Origin of the sequence: Streptomyces capitiformicae (assembly GCF_002214185.1) — a bacterium.
In the GTDB taxonomy this organism is placed as follows: Bacteria; Actinomycetota; Actinomycetes; order Streptomycetales; family Streptomycetaceae; genus Streptomyces; species Streptomyces capitiformicae.
Genome location: NZ_CP022161.1, coordinates 2,061,679 through 2,081,041, shown reverse-complemented (window position 1 = coordinate 2,081,041; position 19,363 = coordinate 2,061,679). Strand labels below are relative to the sequence as shown.

Sequence of the window (19,363 nt, the reverse complement as noted above, 5' to 3'; positions counted from 1 at the left end):
GTGGTGGCGTGCGCCGAACCAGCCGCAACCACCGGCACGACCCCCGCCACCGCAACCACACTCAACGCTGCCAAGAACGCCTTGCCTTCACGCCACGATCCTTCCGTTGCATCTCCTCAGGGTGGTCACCTCCGAGGAGACAAGAAGATCATTTGAGGCGCTCATGACACAAGTCGCCTGAATCACTTGGCCTGATTCAGTTGGAGATCGGCGGAAGAGAGGGCACCCGACGAATCTCGCCGGGTGCCCCCTTTCTTCACAAATGCCGGGCGGCTACGCCGTCTTCTGTTCGCCCGGTCCACGCCCGCGCGCGTCCCGCGGGATCAGGGTCGGGTTGACGTTGGAGTGGACGACGTCTGCGGTGATGACCACTCGGGCCACGTCCTTGCGGGACGGGACCTCGTACATCACCGACATCAGGACCTCTTCCATGATGGCGCGGAGGCCTCGGGCGCCGGTCTGGCGGAGGATCGCCTGGTCGGCGATGGCTTCCAGTGCCTCGCGTTCGAAGTCCAGTTCCACGCCGTCGAGTTCGAAGAGGCGCTGGTACTGCTTCACCAGGGCGTTGCGGGGCTCGATCAGGATCTGGAGGAGGGCTTCGCGGTCCAGGTTGTGGACCGAGGTGATGACCGGGAGACGGCCGATGAACTCCGGGATCATGCCGAACTTCACCAGGTCTTCCGGCATGACGTCCTCGAACTGGTCCTTGGACTGCAGCTCGCGCTTCGAGCGGATCGTCGCGCCGAAGCCGATGCCCTTCGCGCCGGCCCGGGACTCGATGATCTTCTCCAGGCCCGCGAAGGCGCCGCCGACGATGAACAGGACGTTCGTCGTGTCGATCTGGATGAATTCCTGGTGGGGGTGCTTGCGGCCGCCCTGGGGCGGGACCGAGGCCGTGGTGCCTTCGAGGATCTTGAGCAGGGCCTGTTGGACGCCTTCACCCGATACGTCGCGCGTGATCGAGGGGTTTTCGCTCTTTCGAGCCACCTTGTCGATCTCGTCGATGTAGATGATGCCCGTCTCGGCCTTCTTGACGTCGTAGTCCGCCGCCTGAATGAGCTTCAACAGGATGTTCTCGACGTCCTCGCCGACGTAGCCCGCCTCCGTGAGCGCCGTCGCGTCCGCGATCGCGAACGGGACGTTCAGCATGCGCGCGAGGGTCTGGGCGAGGAGGGTCTTGCCGGAGCCCGTGGGGCCCAGCAGGAGGATGTTGGACTTCGCCAACTCGATGGCGTCCTCGCGGTTTTGGCCGCCGCCGTTCTCACCGGCCTGGACCCGCTTGTAGTGGTTGTACACCGCGACGGAGAGGGCCTTCTTGGCGGCCTCCTGGCCGACCACGTAGCCCTCGAGGAACTCGTAGATCTCGCGGGGCTTCGGGAGTTCCTCCCAGCGGACCTCGCTGGTCTCCGCGAGCTCTTCCTCGATGATCTCGTTGCAGAGGTCGATGCACTCGTCGCAGATGTACACACCGGGCCCTGCGATGAGCTTCTTGACCTGCTTCTGGCTCTTGCCGCAGAACGAGCACTTGAGCAGATCGCCGCCGTCACCGATGCGTGCCACGGTGTGCTTCCCCTTCGCCTGGGAGACGCCTGGACACTTGGAATCCAGCGGCTCCTGGTGCTGCCTTATGTCGACGGTACCTTGCCGGGCCCCCCGTTCGGGCCCCCCTTGGCATGGTTCGCTTTGACGTGCACCTTGCCGTGCACTGGGTCAAACGGTGCCAACCATGCCAAGGGGCGGCAGACAATACAGCCTTCCGCGTCAGCGGACGCTGCTGTTGTTCATCTTGCGGGTGGAAATGATCTGATCGATCAGGCCGTACGACAGCGCGTCCTCGGCCGTGAGGATCTTGTCCCGCTCGATGTCCTCGCGGATCTTCTCGATCGGCGTGGTGGAGTGCTTGGCCAGCATCTCCTCCAGCTGCGCACGCATCCGGAGGATCTCGTTGGCGGCGATCTCCAGGTCGGAGACCTGACCGCGGCCGGTCTCGCTGTACGGCTGGTGGATCAGGACGCGGGCGTTCGGCAGCGCCATGCGCTTGCCGGGCGTACCGGCGGCCAGCAGGATCGCGGCGGCGGAGGCGGCCTGGCCCATGCAGACCGTCTGGATGTCCGGCTTGACGAACTGCATCGTGTCGTAGATCGCCGTCAGCGCGGTGAAGGAGCCGCCGGGGCTGTTGATGTAGACCGAGATGTCACGGTCGGGGTCCATCGACTCCAGGCACAGCAGCTGCGCCATGACGTCGTTGGCGGAGGCGTCGTCGATCTGGACGCCGAGGAAGATCACCCGCTCCTCGAAGAGCTTCGCGTACGGGTCGTACTCGCGGATGCCCTGCGAGGTGCGCTCCACGAAGCGGGGGATCACGTAGCGGGACTCGGCCGAGGGGCCGGTGTACTGGGCGCGTGCGCTGTCGTAGAGGCCGCTGCCGGGGAAGTCGTTCACTGGGGTCTCCTGGGAGCCTGAGAGGGGCTGAGGCGGTCGGCTGAGGGCTTTACGGGGGTGTACGTGTCGGCGGCCGCCGTCACGCCTGCCCGGCCCCGGTGCCGCCGCCGCCCGGCATGCCCGCCGCGGTGGCGATGACGTCGTCGATGAGGCCGTACTCCTTGGCCTCGTAGGCGTCGAACCAGCGGTCACGGTCCGAGTCGCGGGTGATCTGCTCGACCGACTGGCCCGTGTGCTGGGACGTCAGCTCGGCCATGCGCTTCTTGGTGTGCAGCAGCCGCTCGGCGTGGATCTTGATGTCGGAGGCCGAGCCCGCCAGGCCCGCGGAGGGCTGGTGGATCAGGATCTCGGCGTTCGGCAGCGCGAAGCGCTTGCCCGGCGTGCCCGCGCTGAGCAGGAACTGCCCCATCGAGGCCGCGAGACCCATGGCGATGGTCACCACGTCGTTCTTGATGAACTGCATGGTGTCGTAGATCGCCATACCGGCCGTGATCGAACCGCCCGGGCTGTTGATGTACAGGTTGATGTCCTTGTCCGGGTCGGCGGCAAGGAGCAGCAGCTGTGCGGTGATCCTGTTCGCGATGTCGTCGTCGACCGGCTGGCCGAGGAAGATGATCCGCTCGTTGAGCAGCCGGTTGTAGACATGGTCGCCGAGGCCACCGCCGATGGAAGGCTCGCCGGCGGCGGAGGGCATCAGATTCGTCACGTATCCACCTGCTCGTCTTACGACGGCGCCGGGCCGTCTCACGTTTCCCTGCGGGGGCCTCCGGCGGTTTCGCCGAGTGCTCCGGCCCCTATTCATGGACCCTAACGCGGAGGCTCCGCCGGTGAATCCCGCAGAGGGAACTGTTCGCTGTCAGCGCATGCGTGTGCGCTCCGCTGATGGGGCCGTGGGTGCCAGGTGGCTCCCGGTGATGGGGCCGTGGGTGCCAGGTAGCTCACGGCCCGCCCAGGGGGCGCGGGGAACTGCGCGACCGGCCACGGACGGGCCGCAGACGCGTCTGCCACGCCCGGCGCATCGGCGAGTGCGGCTTGTCGTGGGCTGATCACGCCCGCGCGGCCAAGCCGCATAGGTACACAGCCCGCGCCCCCTCAGGTAGGCCGACGGGCCCCCGGGTCACAAGTGTCCCGGAGGCCCGTCACGGCTCATGAGCGGAGTGGTCAGGCGTCGGCCTTTTCGTCGCCCTCGGTCCCGGCGGAGCCCTCGGCGCCCTCAGCGGCGGCCGGGGTCTCCTCGGCGGCCTCGGCGGAGCCCTCGGTGCCCTCTTCCTCCTCGTCGTCCAGGTCGACGATCTCGCCGTTGGTGTCCTTCACCGTGGAGGCCTCGACGACCAGGGCCAGGGCCTTGCCGCGGGCGACCTCGCCGACCAGGAGCTGGACCTGGTTGTTCTGGACGACGGCCTGGGCGAACTGGTCGGGGGACATGCCGGAGGAGGCGGCGCGGCGCATGAGGTGCTCGGTGAGCTCCTCCTGGTTGACGTTCAGCTTCTCCTTGGCGACCAGCTCGTCGAGGACGAACTGGGTCTTGATGCCCTTGACCGCGGCTTCCTTGGTCTCGGTCTCGAACTCCTCCTCGGTCTTGCCCTGGATCTCCAGGTACTTCGCGAGGTCGAGGCCCATCTGGCCGAGCTGGTGGTGCTCCAGGTTGTGCTTGCGGGTGTTGATCTCGTCCTCGAGCAGCTTCTCGGGGACGGGCACCTCGACGAGCTCCAGCAGCTTCTCCAGGACGCGCTCCTGGGCCTGCGTGGCCTGGTCGTACTGCTTCATGTTCTCCAGGCGCGTGCGGCTGTCGGCGCGCAGCTCCTCGAGGGTGTCGAACTCGGAGGCGAGCTGGGCGAACTCGTCGTCCAGGGCCGGGAGCTCTCGGGCGGCGACCTGGGTGACCTTGACGGTGACCTCGGCCTCCTTGCCGGCCGCGGAGCCGCCCTTGAGCTCGGAGGTGAAGGTGGCCTCGGCCCCGGCCTCCAGGCCCTTCACGGCGTCGTCGATGCCGTCCAGCAGCTCGCCGGAGCCGATGGTGTAGGAGACGCCCTCGGCGACGCCGTCCTCCAGGACCTCGCCGTCGACCTTGGCCTCCAGGTCGATCGTGACCACGTCGCCGTCCTCGGCGGCGCGCTCGACCGGGGAGGTCGAGGCGAAGCGCTCGCGGAGCTGCTCGACGGCCTTGTCGATGTCCTCTTCGGTGACCTCGACGGCGTCGACCTCGACCTCGATGCCGGAGTAGTCCGGGATCTCGATGGTCGGGCGGACGTCGACCTCGGCGGTGAAGTTCAGCGTCTCGCCGTCCTTCAGCTCCGTGATGTCGACCTCGGGCTGACCGAGGACGTTGAGCTCGGCCTCGTTGACCGCGTCGGTGTAGAACCTCGGAAGCGCGTCGTTGACCGCCTCCTCCAGGACCGCACCGCGGCCGAACCGCTGGTCGATGATGCGGGCCGGGATCTTGCCCTTGCGGAAGCCCTTCACCGTGACCTGCTGGTTGATCTTCTTGTACGCCGCGTCGAGGCTGTCCTTGAGCTCCTCGAAGGGCACCTCAACAGTGAGCCGAACCCGGGTCGGGTTCAGGGTCTCCACGGCGCTCTTCACGGTTCGGTCTCCTTGTGGCTGACTTCTTGGGGGTCTGCTGGGTGCCTCTGCCCGGATCATGAAAGACGACCGAGCAGCGCCTCAGCGGATTAGCGGCCCTTGAGAGACGTAACAGTGCAGACACACGGGCGCGCAGCTTGCATAGTAACCGCAGGCGGCACACGCCCCAAAAGGTGATCTTGCAGGTGTCGGACGTACCGTCCGGCACGGTGGTCGGGGTGGCGGGATTTGAACCCACGGCCTTCCGCTCCCAAAGCGGACGCGCTACCAAGCTGCGCCACACCCCGTCTGGTGCGACACGTAGGGTACATGCCCGAGGACAGCACGGACGCCGCATTTACCGAGTGCGCGGGCGCACGCGACGGCGGACGCCGGGCGCGGGCCGGAAGGGGTGTGCGGCGAGGGCACCCGACCCGCTACGATGCCTTCTGTGCCGCGGTCGCCCGACCTGCGGCGCGACCTGTGCGGGCGTAGCTCAATGGTAGAGCCCTAGTCTTCCAAACTAGCTACGCGGGTTCGATTCCCGTCGCCCGCTCCACGGACCTCCGGCCCGGCTTCGAGATATTTCTCGGCGTCGGGCCGGAGGTCTTTGCACGTGGACGCAACCGGATGCACGTGGATGCGCATGCATGCAACCGGCTCGAGTCGACCGTCAGAACTGGATCGAGTTGAGCGTCTCGGCTATCGAGTTGAGGAAGCGATTGATGTCGTCGGCCATGCCGGTCGAGGCGAGGAAGAACCCGAAGAGGATGGCGACGACGGCCGGGCCGGCCTTGATCGTCCCCCCTCTCATCAGGACTACGAGGACGATCCCCAACAACAGCACCACTGACAGCGAAATGGCCACAACAGATCACACCCTCGGTCGGTCCGCTTCCCCGGCCCGGGGCGCCAATCCCGCGCGCACCCCGCCAGAACCATCGTGCCACCATCCATGCCCTGGTATGCGGCGCGTGAGACAACGTCGGCCACAGTCACGCGGCATCGTACGCGGATCCGCCTACGGGCAGAGGGTGTTGGGAGTGGATTTCCGAATGATCGTTTCCGCACACACGCATCTGTGCGCACATCGCGTTCGCAGGTAATTCGAATTGTTGCCACAGACACATCAAGGCACGCCAGAAGTCCTGAACTCGCCTCACGAATCGGACATTTCACCAGAGTCGCCTGCGCATGTTATGCACCATTTAGTCGGCATGAATGCGGACAGACGGCCCCAATCCGTCAGGACCTCGGTGTACGGATCGTGATCACCCGGCCGATACCCGCTTCACCAAATCCGGGGTACTCACCGGTAATTCACGATCGGCAATACAGGAATCACGTCGATGGTTTTACGGAATCGCACAGACAACGCTAGGGTGCCTCAGATGTTCACCGCTGCCTCGTCCCCCGCCTGCGCAGCGAGTGCTCGGACCGCCCCGCGAGGTTTTCGGCGGGAGGGTTTGTGACGAACTCGCTGCGATCACACCATCACCGAAGGGCACCACTTCCCCCACAGTCGCCGCAGTCCCCCGCGGACGAAGTGCCGAGTCCACATTCCGCGACGGCCTCGGACGCCGCACCGGCCAAGCAGCGCGACGCGTTCTTCGACAACGCCAAGTACCTGGCCATCGTGCTCGTCGCGATGGGTCACGCATGGCAGCCGCTGACCGACCGCAGTCGCGCCGCCGAGGCGCTGTACATGGTCGTGTACACCTTCCACATGCCGGCGTTCATCATCATCTCCGGCTATTTCTCGCGCAGTTTCGACATGCGCGCCGACCGGCTCCAGCGGCTGATCACGGGGATCGCCGTACCGTATGTGCTCTTCGAGGTCGCGTACTCCCTCTTCAAGCGGTACGCCGACGATGATCCGTCGCATCCGATCAGTCTCCTCGACCCGTGGTACCTCACCTGGTTCCTGATCGCGCTGTTCGTGTGGCGGCTGACGACGCCGTTGTGGAAGGTGGTGCGTTGGCCGATTCCGCTCGCGCTCGGCATCGCGGCGCTCGCCTCCGTCTCGCCCGACATCGGTGACGATCTGGACCTGCAACGCGTCCTGCAGTTCCTGCCGTTCTTCGTGGTGGGGCTGTTCATGAAGCCGGCGCACTTCCAGTTCATGCGCCGGCGCGAGGTGCGCGTGCTGTCGGTGCCGGTCGTGGCGTGCGCGCTGGGGCTGGCGTACTGGGTGGGGCCCCATATGAACTCCGCCTGGTTCTACCACCGGGACAGCGCGCAGGAGCTGGGTGCGCCGTGGTGGGCGGGCGTCGTGATGACCTTCGCTCTCTTCGGCTGCTCCATGCTGCTCACCGCCTGCTTCTTCTCGTGGGTGCCGCGGCGGAAGATGTGGTTCACCGTGCTCGGCGCGGGCACGCTGTACGGCTATCTGCTGCACGGGTTCCTCGCGAAGGGCTCGCGTTTCTGGGAGTGGTACGACGCGTACGCCTGGGTCTACCAGCCGCTCGGCGAACTCTTCGTCACGTTCGTGGCGGCGGCGGTCATCACGCTGCTGTGTACGCCGCCGGTGCAGCGGATGTTCCGGTTCGCGATGGAGCCGAAGATGGAGTGGGCCTTCAAGCGGGATGCCACCGAGTTGGCTCGGGAGCGTGGGAAGGTCGGGGCGAAGGCGTAGGCCTTCAGCCGTTTCAGGCACATCAGGCGTTTCAGGCGTTGTGGTTGTTCGTGGCCTCCTCGGTCGTCGGTTCTTCCGGCAGGCCGAGGAGGTTTCGCATGTGGGCGTACTTGTGGGTGAGACGGGTGCGGGTGGGTTCGTCCAGGGCGGCCAGGCGGGTCGGGTTCGCGTTGTGGGCGAGGTCGGACTCTTTGACGAGGAGGGCGCCCGGGGTGGCGAGGATGCGGGCGGCGTACTCCTCCGGGGGTTCGGAGGGGTGTTTGGTGAGGGCCAGCACGATGTTCTTCGTACGGGGGGTGAGGGGGGCCGCCGCGAGCCAGTCCTCGGTGAGGGCGTTGTCCTCGATGGCGTCGTGGAGCCAGGCCGCGGCGACCTGGTCGTGGTCGCCGCCGCGGGTGGCTACGCCGTGGGCCACCGCCTGGAGGTGTTCGGTGTAGGGGCGGCCGGCTTTGTCGGTCTGGGTGGCGTGGGCGGTGCGGGCGAGGGTTTCGACCTCGGGGAGGGTGAGGGGGGTTTGGGGCATGTGGGTGGCTCCTGTGGTGGGTTGGCTCACGGCCAGATTGTCGCCCCCGCCGCCCCTACCCGTCCCGTCCCGTCCCCAGGGGCGCTGCCCCTTCGACCCCGGTCCTGCTTCTGGGGGCTGCCGCCCCCAGACCCCCGCTGAGGATGAGGGGGTGACCTCGGTGCGTTTGTCTGTGACCGTTGTCTTGGGTTGATCGCGCAGTTCCCCGCGCCCCTTACGGGGCCCTGGTGGGACCCTCTCTGCTGATCAGGAGTAGGGCTCGGTCGTCGTTGACGTCCTTGGCCACCGCCTCGATCAGGTGCCAGGCGGCGCCGTGGAAGCCGCCGGCCACGTAGCGGTCGGCTTCGCCGGTGAGGCGGTCGATGCCTTCGACGATGTCTCGGTCGGAGGTTTCCACGAGGCCGTCGGTGAAGAGCATGAGGACGTCGCCGGGGCGGAGGGAGCCCTTGACCGGATCGAACTGGGCGCCGTCGTAGACGCCGAGGAGGGGGCCCTCGGCGGCCTTCTCCTCCCAGCGGCCGGTGCCGGCGCTGAGCTGAAGGCCCGGGGGGTGACCGGCGGAGAAGAGTTCGTAGTCGCCGGAGTCGAGGTCGAGAACGAGATGGATGGAGGTCGCGAAGCCCTCGTCCCAGTCCTGGCGGAGGAGGTAGCCGTTGGCCGCCGGGAGGAACGCGTGCGGTGGGAGCGATCCCAACAGACCGCCGAAAGCGCCGGAGAGGAGAAGGGCGCGGGAGCCCGCGTCCATGCCCTTGCCGGAGACGTCCGTCAGGACGACTTCGAGGGTTCGGCCGCCGTTCGTGCGGGCGGCCACGACGAAGTCGCCCGAGAACGATTGGCCGCCTGCGGGGCGTAGGGCCATCTCGCGATGCCAACCTGCGGGCAGTTGTGGCAACTTGCTCTGGACTCGGATGCGTTCGCGCAGGTCGAAGAGCATGGTGCCGCCGCGGCGCCAGGGAACGCCGACGCGGCTGCGGAACTGGGCGATGAGGAGGCCGAAGAAGCCGCAGGCGGCGACCACGAGCACTATGCCGGGGGTCACTCTGGCCGGGCCCTCGGTGTAGGGGCCGAGCTTCACGGACTCGATGATCAACGCGGTCGCGGCGACCGCGTACAGGCCGAGCAGGCTGGCGGGGCGGAGCAGGAGGCCACCGGCGACGATGGGGAGGACCAGCACCGCGGGCGAGAACCACACCTCGTCGAACATCGTGAGGCCGGTGATCACCGGGATCAGCAGCATCAGACCGGCCAGCGCGATCCAGTCGGAGCCGTCGCCGCGGAAGTAGTCGACGGCAGATTTGCGCACGCCGGTGCGGGCCCGGTGAACCAGCTTCTTCATCCGGGCCGTGAACGTATCGGCCGCCGCGCGCCGCTCTCGTCCTGCTGCCATTGTTCGGGACCTTATCCATCGGACCAGCTCCTGTGCACAGGAGGTCCTACTTGTCCCCCTTCCGAGGGCCGGTTCACGACGAATCTCACACAGATCTCACACGGGACGGGGTCTTGCGGCCCACCCGCGGCACCTGTGAAGGATCCCACACCGCCCCACGGCCCACGGGTGAAATTCGCTCGCTCGTCCCGGATCGCACTGCTAGGCATGGCATATGACGACTGAGCTGCGGGTGCTGCGCGAGGAAGACTGGAACGTCTGGTACGACAACCTCCTCCGCGCCTTCGGCGGAGTCCCCGAACCCGCCGAGGAACGCGAGGTGTCACAGGCGGTCACGGAGTACGACCGGAGCATCGGCGCGTGGGACGGCGCCCAATGCGTAGGTACGGCGGGGGCGTTCGACTTCCGGCTCACCGTGCCCGGTGGCGCGTCCGTTCCGACGGCGGGCGTCACGATGGTGAGCGTCGCGGCCACGCACCGGCGGCGCGGCGTACTGACGTCCATGATGCGGCGGCAGTTGGACGACATCCGCTCCTGGGGCCAGCCGCTGGCCGCGCTGACCGCGTCCGAACCGGACATCTACGGACGGTTCGGGTACGGCCTCGCCACGCACCGGCTCGGCATCGAGATCGACACCACGCGCGTACGGCTGTCCGTGCCGCCCGGCACCGATGACGTACGGCTGCGGTACGCGGCGCCCGCCGAGGTCCTCGACGTGTGCGAGGCGGTGTACGCGCGGCAGGTGCCGGAGCGGCCGGGGATGCTGGTGCGGCGGCCCGGCTGGGAGCGGGCGGAGCTGCTCGACACGGAGCGGCATCGGGATGGCGCTTCGCCGTTGCAGTGCGTGGTGGCCGAGCGGGCGGACGGGGATGGGGGTGGCGGCTCGGATGTGGTCGGGTACGCCCGGTTCCGGGTCAAGCCCGACTGGACGCCCAGTGGGGCCGGGGGAGTTGTCGTACTGGAGTCCCTGGAGGCGCTGGACGCCGCCGCGCACGCCGCGTTGTGGCGGTTCCTCTTCGACCTCGATCTGACCGGGTCGATCGTGTCGAGCCGACGGCCCGTGGACGAGCCGTGGTTGCACATGGTGTCGGATGTGCGGCGGTGCGGGCTGCAGGTGAAGGACGACATGTACGTACGGCTGGTGGACGTGGGCGCGGCGCTGCGGGCGCGGACGTATCAGGCGCCGGTGGATGTGGTGTTGGAGGTCGAGGACACCTTCTGCCCCTGGAACTCGGGGCGTTGGCGGCTCACCGGTGACGCGAAGGGGGCCGACTGCGAGCGGACCGGTGACACCGCCGATCTCGCCCTCTCGATACGGGAGTTGGGGGCGGCCTATCTGGGTGGGGTGAGCCTCGCGTCGTTGGGGGCGGCCGGGCGGGTGCGCGAGCTCAGGCAGGGCGCGCTGGCGGAGGCGTCCGTGGGCTTCTTCTCGGCCACCGTCGCGCCCTGGCTGCCGCACGGGTTCTGACGCCGGGTCACGTTTCTTGGCAGGTGGGGCACCAGAAGAGGTTGCGGGCGGCGAGGTCGGCGGTGCGGATCTCGCCGCCACAGATGTGGCAGGGGAGGTTGGCCCTGCGGTACACGTAGACCTCGCCGCCGTGGTCGTCGACGCGGGGCGGGCGGCCCATGGCCTCCGGGGTGTGTTCCGGGCGAACGGTGTCGATGCGGTTGTTGCGTACGCCATCGTGCATGAGGTCGACGAGGTCGGCCCACATCGCTTCCCACTGGGTGGCGGTGATGTCCTTGCCCGCGCGGTACGGGTCGATGCGGTGCCGGAAGAGGACCTCCGCGCGGTAGACGTTGCCGACGCCCGCGATGACCTTCTGGTCCATGAGGAGCGCGGCGATCGTCGTACGGCTGCGGGAGATCCGTCTGTACGCGACTGCCGGGTCCGCGTCCGGACGGAGGGGGTCCGGGCCGAGGCGGGCGTGGATGGCCTGCTTCTCGCCGTCCGTTATCAGGGCGCAGGTCGTGGGGCCGCGGAGGTCGACGTACGACGTGTCGTTGCGCAGGCGGAGGCGGACCGTGTCGGTGGGCGGGGGCGCGGGGGCGTCGCCGAAGCCGACCTTGCCGAAGAGGCCGAGGTGGATGTGGACCCAGTCCTCGGCGTCCGCGTCACCGAAGTGCAGGAAGAGGTGCTTGCCGTGCGCCTCGGCGGTGGTGAGGGGGGTGCCGTCGAGGAGGGCCGCCGCGTCCGTGAACTTGCCCTGGGGGCTGGTGACGTGGGCCTTCCGGCCGCCGAAGTGGGCGAGGTAGTCCTGGGCCAGGCGATGGATGGTGTGCCCTTCCGGCACGTGTCCCTCCGGGGGTTCGGCAGGGGGGTGGGGGGTGGTTGGCGGTGCTTCTTCGGGTGCTGGTGAGTGGGGGTTGCTCGCGTAGTTCCCCGCGCCCCTGAAAGAACTGGGGGCGCCCCCTGGCTTTTGAGGGGGCGCGGGGAACTGCGCGACGAAGCCACCAATCACCCGCACCCGCACCCGCCCTGCAAAGCCCAGGCAGCCGAGCTCTCGGGCGAAACCTCTACGCCTGAGGGTGGTGGGCCGGAATCGGCGGCAGCTCGCCGGTGGTCTCGTAGGACGCCAGCATGTCGATGCGGCGGATGTGGCGGGCGTCGCCGGAGAACGGGGTGTTGAGGAAGGTCTCGACGAACTTGGTCGCGTCTTCCTGGGAGTGCATGCGGGCGCCGACGGCGACGACGTTCGCGTTGTTGTGCTCGCGGCCCAGCGCGGCGGTCTCGACACTCCAGGCGAGGGCGGCGCGGACGCCGGCCACCTTGTTCGCGGCGATCTGCTCGCCGTTGCCGGAGCCGCCGATGACGATGCCGAGGGAGTCGGCGTCCGCGGCCGTGCGCTCGGCGGCGCGGAGACAGAACGGCGGGTAGTCGTCCTGGGCGTCGTAGATGTGGGGACCGCAGTCGACGGGCTCGTGCCCGGCGGCCTTCAGCCACTCGACGAGGTGGTTCTTGAGTTCGTAACCGGCGTGATCCGAGCCGAGGTAGACGCGCATGGTCCGAGTGTGACACGCCTGTTTCGGCGGGGCGCGGCGGGGGGCCGGGGTCGAAAATCGTGGGTCACACCACAGAACCTCAAGTAAACCTCAAGTAACGATCTGGATTCAAAGGTTCAGGAATGCCTTTACCTCGGATTCACTGGACTGATCTTTACAAAAGCAGAAACCCCCACAACGGCGCAAAGGAAACCTCCCCCATGACTTCGCAGCCGACTCTGCCGCCCCAGGCCGGCGCCCCGGATCCCTCCTCCCCCGCCACCTCCGCCTCCTCCGGCCTGCAGGCGGGTCTGAAGAACCGGCATCTGTCGATGATCGCGATCGGTGGTGTGATCGGGGCCGGGCTGTTCGTCGGGTCGTCCTCGGGTATCGCGACCGCCGGGCCCGGCATCCTGCTGTCGTATGCCCTGGTCGGCACGATGGTGGTGCTGGTGATGCGGATGCTGGGCGAGATGTCGGCGGCGAACCCCACCTCCGGTTCCTTCTCCGCCCACGCCGACCGCGCGCTGGGCCGCTGGGCGGGGTTCTCGATCGGCTGGCTGTACTGGTTCTTCTGGGGGGTGGTGCTCGCGGTGGAGGCGACCGCGGGTGCGGTGATCCTGGAGGGCTGGATACCAGCCGTCCCGCAGTGGGGCTGGGCCCTGATCGTGATGGTGGTACTGACCGCGACGAACCTGGTCTCGGTGGGCTCCTACGGTGAGTTCGAGTTCTGGTTCGCCGGGATCAAGGTCGTCGCGATCACCGCGTTCATCATCATCGGCGGCCTGGCCGTCTTCGGCATCCTGCCCGGCGTGGAGGCGCCCAAGGCGGGCCTGGACAACCTGACCGCACACGGCGGGTTCCTGCCCAACGGGCCCGGCGCGATCCTGATCGGCGTACTGCTGGTCGTCTTCTCCTTCATGGGCTCGGAGATCGCCACCCTGGCGGCGGGCGAGACGGAGGACCCGCAGAGGGCGGTGACGAAGTCCACCAACAGCATCATCTGGCGCATCGGTGTCTTCTACCTCGGCTCGATCTTCGTCGTCGTCGCCCTGCTCCCCTGGAACGACCCCACGATCAAGGAGAAGGGCTCCTACGTCGCGGCTCTGGACTCCCTCGGGATCGCGCACGCCGGGCAGATCATGAACTTCATCGTGCTGACCTCGGTGCTGTCGTGCCTGAACTCGGGCCTGTACACCGCCTCCCGCATGGCCTTCTCCCTCGGCGAGCGCGGCGACGCCCCCAAGGCGTTCGGGCGCACCAATGCCCGTGGGGTGCCGATGACGGCGATCCTGGCCTCGGTCGTCTTCGGCTTCCTCGCCGTCATCCTCAACTACTTCTTCCCCAAGGACGTCTTCCTCTTCCTGGTCAACTCCTCCGGCGCCGTCGCCCTGTTCGTCTGGCTGGTGATCTGTTTCTCCCAGCTGCGCATGCGCCGCATCATCGAACGGGAGAGCCCGGAGAAACTGGTCGTGCGGATGTGGCTGTACCCGTACCTGACCTGGGCCACTATCGGCCTGATCCTCTTCGTCCTGACCTACATGCTCACCGACACCGAACACGGCAACCGCGAAATCCTGCTCCTGTCGTTGCTGGTCGCGGCGATCGTCGTCAGCATCGCCTTCGCCAAGGAGCACCTGACCAGGCGGAAGACCACCGCCGAGGTGACGGACTCGGTGGCCGACAAGGTTCACTGAGATCGGCTTCCGGCGAGGATGCCCCGGCGTTCACGCCGGGGAGGAATCGCCTCCAGATGCGGCGACGCGGAGCGTCGCCGCATCTGCTCTGTGCCGGGCGCGGAACGCCCGCACGCACGGTTCTGAGAGGGACGGGCCGCACGACGCCGAGACGCGGAAGAGGCTCGCCGCGGTGAGGTCGGAGTGCGACCCGGCGAACCTCTTCCGGAGGGTCCGGAGGGACTGAGCAGCCATCGAGTGGCTACGGCGTCACTTCTTGAGCGTCTTGAGCGACTTCCACACCGTCGGCAGGACGCCCATCGCCAGCGCGGCCTTCACCGCGTCGCCGATCAGGAAGGGGGTGAGGCCGGCCGCGACGGCGGCGGACAGGGAGATGTCAGCGGTGGCGGCGAGGTACGGGACGCCGACGGCGTAGATGATCGACTCGCCGACCAGCATCGTGCCCGCCATGCGGGGCATCGAGCGGTCGGCGCCGCGGCGGGCCAGGGCGCCCACGGCGGCGGAGGCGAGGATCATGCCGAGGATGTAGCCGAAGGAGACCCCGATGCCGGAGGTGGCGCCGGCGAACCACGGCACGCCGAGGAGACCGGCCAGCGCGTACAGGGTGAGCGCCGCGACACCGCGGCCGGCGCCGAGGGCGGTGCCGACGAGCAGCGCCGCGAAGGTCTGACCGGTCACCGGCACCGGGGAGCCCGGCACGGGCACGGCGATCTGGGCGGCGAGCCCGGTGAGCGCGGCGCCACCGACCACCAGCGCGATGTCCCGTACACGGGAGGCGGGGATCAGGTCGGCGAGGACCTGACCGGTCCGGGCGGGGGCGACGGCCGTACTCATGGGGACTCCGCGAGGATGTATGAGGGGTGAGCAGCGAGGGACACGGTGACGCTATCCCGGCTCGCTGTAACCGAACACCGTCAGCGCTCCACAAAGGGCGCGACGACGGCTTGGTGAACTCCGGACAAAGGATGTGACCTACACCGGGTACGGCGTGATGCTGGTCACTGAGGTGACGTGGCCTTCGCCACTCGGGGGCGCTCGGAGGTGGTTGGTGGGATCTGTAGGGTTTCACCAATCGGGGTGCGGCCCATACGTCGACGCCCCCACAGATCCTTGCCAATACCATGCACTTGCAAGTTGTTTGCAATAAGGGCTCCGGGGGGAACCTCATCAGAGTGCGACACCGACACCGACCCTGCCCGTGATCGTCTTCTCACCCGTTCACCTGGGCAGGCGGATGAAGGGAAGCCCCCGCGAGGACGTGACTCGCGGGGGCTTCCGGTCTTCCGGTATGGACGGGTTTCGGGGGATCGTTGGGAAATGCCGAAGCCGAAGACCCTGACGTGCCAGACGTGCCGTTCCAGGGAACCGCACGAGCCCCTGACCGCCGACGAGAAGAAGTGGTTGGAGGGGCAGCTCGGCAACCGGGTCGGGGACGACTTCTACAAGTGCGTCAACGACCTCCCCGGCGGCAAGGTCTGCCGCAACCTGCGCAGGGAGTCGGTCGAGCGGCACTTCAGGCTCACCAAGCGGCTGCCGGACAAGATGGAATGACGCCGAAACGGGGCGCGGGGTCAGAGCAGGTTGCTGAAGTCGGGGCCCTTGGTGCGGGAGCGCTTGATCTCGTAGAAGCCGGGGACCGAGGCGACGAGGAGCGTGCCGTCCCAGAGCTTGGCGGCCTCCTCACCCTGGGGGGTGGGGGTGACGACCGGGCCGAAGAAGGCTATCTGCTCACCGTCGGAGCCGAGCACGGCTATGACGGGGGTGCCGACGTCCTGGCCGACCTTGTCGATGCCCTCCTTGTGGGAGGCGCGCAGCTGGGGCTCGTACGGGGTGGCGTCCCAGTGGTCCATGAGGGACTCGGGCAGACCGACGTCGTTCAGGGCAGCGGCGACCGTCTCCTTCTCGGGGTCCTCGCCCCGGTTGTGGATGCGGGTGCCGAGCGCGGTGTAGAGATCGCCGAGCACCTCGGCGCCGTGCTCCTCCTGGGCGGCGATGACGACGCGGACCGGGCCCCACGCCTTCTTCTCCAGCAGTTCGCGGTATTCCTCGGGCAGTTCGTCGATCTTCGGCTCGTTGAGCACCGCCAGGCTCATCAGGTGCCAGCGGACCTCGATGTCCCGGACCTTCTCCACCTCCAGGACCCACCGCGAGGTCATCCAGGCCCAAGGGCACAGGGGGTCGAACCAGAAGTCGACGGGGGTCTTGCCGGAGGTCTGCGAGGACTGCTCGGACATGGTTCTCCTCGGAAAGGGGTGACAGAGGGTCGGATTACCAGTCAACAACCCGGCAACACCGGGGAGCGCCCCGGTCATTCCCGTGGCGCATGGCAGGATCGGGCCTGTCCGCATACTGAACACCGCCCCGAGGAGTGCCGCCCGTGCCCGGTGAGAATCTGTCCCGCGACGAGGCCCAGGAGCGGGCCGCGCTGCTGTCCGTCGACGGGTACGAGGTGTCTCTCGATCTGCGCTCCGCGGTCGGCGACTTCGGTGACGAACCGCGCACCTTCCGGTCGGTGACGACCATCCGCTTCCGCTGCGCCGACCCCGGCGCCACGAGCTTCGCCGACCTGATCGCGCCGAGTGTGACGTCGGTCTCCCTCAACGGCAAGGACCTGGACCCGAGCGAGGTCTTCGACGGTTCCCGGATCGTCCTCGACGACCTGGCCGCCGACAACGAGCTCGTGGTCGACGCCCAGTGCGCCTACTCCCGCACCGGCGAGGGCATGCACCGCTTCGTCGACCCCGAGGACGGCGAGGTGTACCTGTACACCCAGTACGAGCCGGCCGACTGCCGCCGCGTCTTCGCGAACTTCGAGCAGCCGGACCTCAAGGCACCGTTCCGCTTCGAGGTGCGGGCACCCGAGGGCTGGGTCGTGTGGAGCAACGGCGTCGGTGAGCAGACCGACGGGGTGTGGCGGTTCGCGGAGACCAAGCCGATCTCGACGTACATCACGGCCGTCGTCGCGGGCCCGTACCACTACGTCACGGACTCCTACGAGCGGGTCTTCGAGGACGGTGCGCGGCTGGAGATCCCGCTCGGCGCGATGTGCCGCAAGGGCCTCGCGCCCTACTTCGACTCCGACGACGTCTTCGAGATCACCAAGCAGGGCCTGGACTTCTTCCACGACCACTTCGACTACCCGTACCCGTTCGGGAAGTACGACCAGGCGTTCGTGCCCGAGTACAACCTCGGCGCGATGGAGAACCCCGGGCTGGTCACGTTCCGCGAGGAGTTCATCTTCCGGGGCAAGGTCACGCGGGCGTCGTACGAGCGGCGGGCCAACGTCATCCTGCACGAGATGGCGCACATGTGGTTCGGCGACCTCGTGACCATGGTGTGGTGGGACGACCTGTGGCTGAAGGAGTCCTTCGCGGACTTCATGGGCTCCTTCTCGATGGTCGAGGCGACCCGCTTCACCGACGGGTGGATCACCTTCGCCAACAACCGCAAGTCCTGGGCGTACCGGGCCGACCAGCTGCCCTCCACCCACCCCATCACGGCCGACATCCGTGACCTGGAGGACGCCAAGCTCAACTTCGACGGGATCACGTACGCCAAGGGTGCTTCCGTGCTGAAGCAGCTGGTGGCGTACGTGGGGCGCGATGCCTTCCTGGAGGGCGCGCGGCGCTACTTCAAGCGGAACGCGTACGGCAACACGCGGCTCGGCGATCTGCTGTCGGTCCTGGAGGAGACCAGCGGGCGGGACATGGCGGCTTGGTCGCGGGCGTGGCTGCAGACGGCGGGCGTGAACTCCCTTACGCCGCAGGTGCTTCTCGATACCGAGGGGCGGATCGACGAGCTGGCGGTGGTGCAGGAGGCCGCCGAGTCGCATCCGGAGCTGCGGCCGCATCGGGTGGCGATCGGGCTCTACCGGCGTACGGACGGGGGCGCGTTGGAGCGGTACGCGCGGGCCGAGGTGGATGTCGACGGGGCGCGTACGGTCGTCGGTGAGCTGGTCGGGGCCGAGGCGCCCGAGCTGGTGCTGGTCAACGACGACGACCTGACGTACTGCAAGATCCGGTTCGACGCGGGGTCGTTGGACACGTTGCGGGCCGGGCTCGGGGAGGTCTCCGATCCGCTGGCGCGGGCGCTGTGCTGGTCGGCGCTGTGGAACATGACCCGGGACGCGCTGCTGCCGGCGCGGGACTTCGTCGATCTGGTGCTGCGGTTCGCGGGGCGGGAGTCCGACATCGGGGTGCTGCAGATGCTGCACGCGTGGGCGAACTCGGCGCTCACGTACTACGCGGCGCCTGCCTGGCGGGAGACCGGTGGGCGGCTGTTGGCGGAGGGGGCGCTGCGGGAGCTGCGGGCGGCGGAGGCGGGGAGTCAGCATCAGCTGACATGGGCCCGGTTCTTCGCGTCGGTGGCTTCGAGTGAGGCCGATCTGGGGGTCCTGCAGGGGCTGTTGGCCGGGACCGAGACGATCGACGGGCTGGAGGTGGATCAGGAGCTGCGGTGGGCGTTCCTGGAGCCGCTGGCCACGTACGGGGTCGCCGACGAGGGGGTGTTGGCGGCGGAGCTGGCGCGTGACGACACGGCTTCCGGGAAGCGGCATCAGGTGCGGTGCCTGGCGGCGCGGCCGTCGGAGGCGGTGAAGGCGCAGGCGTGGGTGTCGGTGGTGGAGTCGGATGCCCTGTCCAACGCGCTCGTCGAGGCGACGATCGCGGGGTTCTCGCGGCCGTCGCAGCGGGGGTTGGTGGCGCCGTATGCCGCGAAGTACTTCGAGGTGATCGAGCGGGTGTGGGCCGAGCGGTCGATCCAGATCGGGATGGATGTGGTGCGGGGGTTGTTCCCTTCGCTGCAGGATTCCCAGGCGACGTTGGACACGACGGATGCGTGGCTGGCCTCGCACGAGGGGGCGGCGCCGGCCTTGCGGAGGCTGGTGCTGGAGGCTCGGGACGATCTGGCTCGGGGGTTGCGGGGGCAGGCGTGTGACGTTGCCGCCGCGCGGTAAGTGCCGCTGAGCCTCGTTTCGTTGGGTACCCGGCTGCTGCCGCTGGGCGGGGGTCGGGTGCGCAACTCGGCGCTACGAGGTGCCGCTGCGCCCACCAGTGCCGCCCCAGCGGCACGACTGCCCACAGCGAGGGCAGGTTACGAAGTTCGGGCATTCGGGGCCGTAACCTTTTCTGATCCGT

The 19,363-nt window shown here is 68.1% G+C and carries 16 protein-coding genes and 2 tRNA genes; 6 read left to right on the top strand and 12 right to left on the bottom strand.

All coding sequences use genetic code 11. The features are described from left to right. Positions 1-273 precede the first annotated feature (273 nt). From clpX to CES90_RS09155, 5 genes are all read right to left on the bottom strand, one after another. Positions 274-1,560: an ATP-dependent Clp protease ATP-binding subunit ClpX gene (gene clpX, locus CES90_RS09175; protein WP_189781433.1), complete on the bottom strand. Its 1,287-nt coding sequence runs from the start codon at positions 1,558-1,560 to the stop codon at positions 274-276. Between the two features lie 201 nt (positions 1,561-1,761). Beyond that, positions 1,762-2,442 (bottom strand): ATP-dependent Clp protease proteolytic subunit, encoded by a 681-nt coding sequence (locus tag CES90_RS09170; protein WP_189781434.1) that lies wholly within the window; start codon positions 2,440-2,442, stop codon positions 1,762-1,764. A 79-nt stretch (positions 2,443-2,521) separates the two neighbouring features. Next, the gene (locus CES90_RS09165) at positions 2,522-3,136 is read right to left on the bottom strand and encodes an ATP-dependent Clp protease proteolytic subunit (RefSeq protein WP_189781525.1); all 615 of its coding nucleotides are present in this window, start codon (positions 3,134-3,136) and stop codon (positions 2,522-2,524) included. A 467-nt stretch (positions 3,137-3,603) separates the two neighbouring features. After that, positions 3,604-5,025, bottom strand: a complete 1,422-nt coding sequence (gene tig / locus CES90_RS09160; RefSeq protein ID WP_189781435.1) for a trigger factor — start codon at positions 5,023-5,025, stop codon at positions 3,604-3,606. Positions 5,026-5,235: 210 nt separating this feature from the next. Further along, a tRNA-Pro gene (locus CES90_RS09155) sits at positions 5,236-5,312 on the bottom strand. Positions 5,313-5,489: 177 nt separating this feature from the next. Here CES90_RS09155 and CES90_RS09150 point away from each other — a divergent pair. Then, positions 5,490-5,563 (top strand) — tRNA-Gly (locus CES90_RS09150). 114 nt (positions 5,564-5,677) lie between these two features. On the opposite strand, the gene CES90_RS09145 is transcribed toward CES90_RS09150, so the two are convergent. Then, complete coding sequence (locus CES90_RS09145; RefSeq protein WP_189781436.1) at positions 5,678-5,872, bottom strand: hypothetical protein; 195 nt, start codon at positions 5,870-5,872, stop codon at positions 5,678-5,680. Positions 5,873-6,472: 600 nt separating this feature from the next. Between CES90_RS09145 and CES90_RS09140 the strand changes: the two genes are divergently transcribed. Beyond that, complete coding sequence (locus tag CES90_RS09140) at positions 6,473-7,639, top strand: acyltransferase family protein (RefSeq protein WP_189781437.1); 1,167 nt, start codon at positions 6,473-6,475, stop codon at positions 7,637-7,639. A gap of 31 nt (positions 7,640-7,670) precedes the next feature. Here CES90_RS09140 and CES90_RS09135 read toward each other — a convergent pair whose 3' ends face one another. Together CES90_RS09135 and CES90_RS09130 are read right to left on the bottom strand one after the other, a co-directional pair. Next, positions 7,671-8,162 (bottom strand): HD domain-containing protein, encoded by a 492-nt coding sequence (locus CES90_RS09135; protein WP_189781438.1) that lies wholly within the window; start codon positions 8,160-8,162, stop codon positions 7,671-7,673. A gap of 214 nt (positions 8,163-8,376) precedes the next feature. After that, the gene (locus tag CES90_RS09130) at positions 8,377-9,549 is read right to left on the bottom strand and encodes a PP2C family protein-serine/threonine phosphatase (RefSeq protein ID WP_189781439.1); all 1,173 of its coding nucleotides are present in this window, start codon (positions 9,547-9,549) and stop codon (positions 8,377-8,379) included. Between the two features lie 214 nt (positions 9,550-9,763). Between CES90_RS09130 and CES90_RS09125 the strand changes: the two genes are divergently transcribed. After that, on the top strand, positions 9,764-11,017 hold the full coding sequence (locus tag CES90_RS09125; protein ID WP_189781440.1) for a GNAT family N-acetyltransferase: 1,254 nt from the start codon (positions 9,764-9,766) through the stop codon (positions 11,015-11,017). Positions 11,018-11,024: 7 nt separating this feature from the next. Here CES90_RS09125 and CES90_RS09120 read toward each other — a convergent pair whose 3' ends face one another. Then, the gene (locus CES90_RS09120; protein WP_189781441.1) at positions 11,025-11,843 is read right to left on the bottom strand and encodes an Fpg/Nei family DNA glycosylase; all 819 of its coding nucleotides are present in this window, start codon (positions 11,841-11,843) and stop codon (positions 11,025-11,027) included. Between the two features lie 223 nt (positions 11,844-12,066). Further along, complete coding sequence (locus tag CES90_RS09115) at positions 12,067-12,552, bottom strand: ribose-5-phosphate isomerase (RefSeq protein WP_189781442.1); 486 nt, start codon at positions 12,550-12,552, stop codon at positions 12,067-12,069. A 200-nt stretch (positions 12,553-12,752) separates the two neighbouring features. Between CES90_RS09115 and CES90_RS09110 the strand changes: the two genes are divergently transcribed. Further along, on the top strand, positions 12,753-14,228 hold the full coding sequence (locus tag CES90_RS09110; protein WP_189781443.1) for an amino acid permease: 1,476 nt from the start codon (positions 12,753-12,755) through the stop codon (positions 14,226-14,228). A gap of 249 nt (positions 14,229-14,477) precedes the next feature. Here CES90_RS09110 and CES90_RS09105 read toward each other — a convergent pair whose 3' ends face one another. Further along, positions 14,478-15,062 carry a biotin transporter BioY gene (locus tag CES90_RS09105; protein WP_189781444.1) on the bottom strand — a complete coding sequence of 195 codons (585 nt, stop codon included), beginning with the start codon at positions 15,060-15,062 and terminating at the stop codon, positions 14,478-14,480. 483 nt (positions 15,063-15,545) lie between these two features. Here CES90_RS09105 and CES90_RS09100 point away from each other — a divergent pair, with 483 nt between their 5' ends. Continuing rightward, complete coding sequence (locus tag CES90_RS09100; protein ID WP_189781445.1) at positions 15,546-15,779, top strand: hypothetical protein; 234 nt, start codon at positions 15,546-15,548, stop codon at positions 15,777-15,779. A 20-nt stretch (positions 15,780-15,799) separates the two neighbouring features. Here CES90_RS09100 and CES90_RS09095 read toward each other — a convergent pair whose 3' ends face one another. Then, positions 15,800-16,462: a mycothiol-dependent nitroreductase Rv2466c family protein gene (locus tag CES90_RS09095; protein ID WP_189781446.1), complete on the bottom strand. Its 663-nt coding sequence runs from the start codon at positions 16,460-16,462 to the stop codon at positions 15,800-15,802. Positions 16,463-16,605: 143 nt separating this feature from the next. Between CES90_RS09095 and pepN the strand changes: the two genes are divergently transcribed. Continuing rightward, positions 16,606-19,182, top strand: a complete 2,577-nt coding sequence (pepN, locus tag CES90_RS09090; protein ID WP_189781447.1) for an aminopeptidase N — start codon at positions 16,606-16,608, stop codon at positions 19,180-19,182. Positions 19,183-19,363 lie beyond the last annotated feature (181 nt).

Coding starts and splice junctions, on each gene's coding strand:
- CES90_RS09165 (WP_189781525.1), bottom strand. CDS start 3,136: ATGCCCTCCGCCGCCGGCGAGCCTTCCATCGGCGGTGGCCTCGGCGAC.
- CES90_RS09135 (WP_189781438.1), bottom strand. CDS start 8,162: ATGCCCCAAACCCCCCTCACCCTCCCCGAGGTCGAAACCCTCGCCCGC.
- CES90_RS09130 (WP_189781439.1), bottom strand. CDS start 9,549: ATGGCAGCAGGACGAGAGCGGCGCGCGGCGGCCGATACGTTCACGGCC.
- CES90_RS09125 (WP_189781440.1), top strand. CDS start 9,764: ATGACGACTGAGCTGCGGGTGCTGCGCGAGGAAGACTGGAACGTCTGG.
- CES90_RS09115 (WP_189781442.1), bottom strand. CDS start 12,552: ATGCGCGTCTACCTCGGCTCGGATCACGCCGGTTACGAACTCAAGAAC.
- CES90_RS09110 (WP_189781443.1), top strand. CDS start 12,753: ATGACTTCGCAGCCGACTCTGCCGCCCCAGGCCGGCGCCCCGGATCCC.
- CES90_RS09105 (WP_189781444.1), bottom strand. CDS start 15,062: ATGAGTACGGCCGTCGCCCCCGCCCGGACCGGTCAGGTCCTCGCCGAC.
- CES90_RS09100 (WP_189781445.1), top strand. CDS start 15,546: ATGCCGAAGCCGAAGACCCTGACGTGCCAGACGTGCCGTTCCAGGGAA.
- CES90_RS09095 (WP_189781446.1), bottom strand. CDS start 16,462: ATGTCCGAGCAGTCCTCGCAGACCTCCGGCAAGACCCCCGTCGACTTC.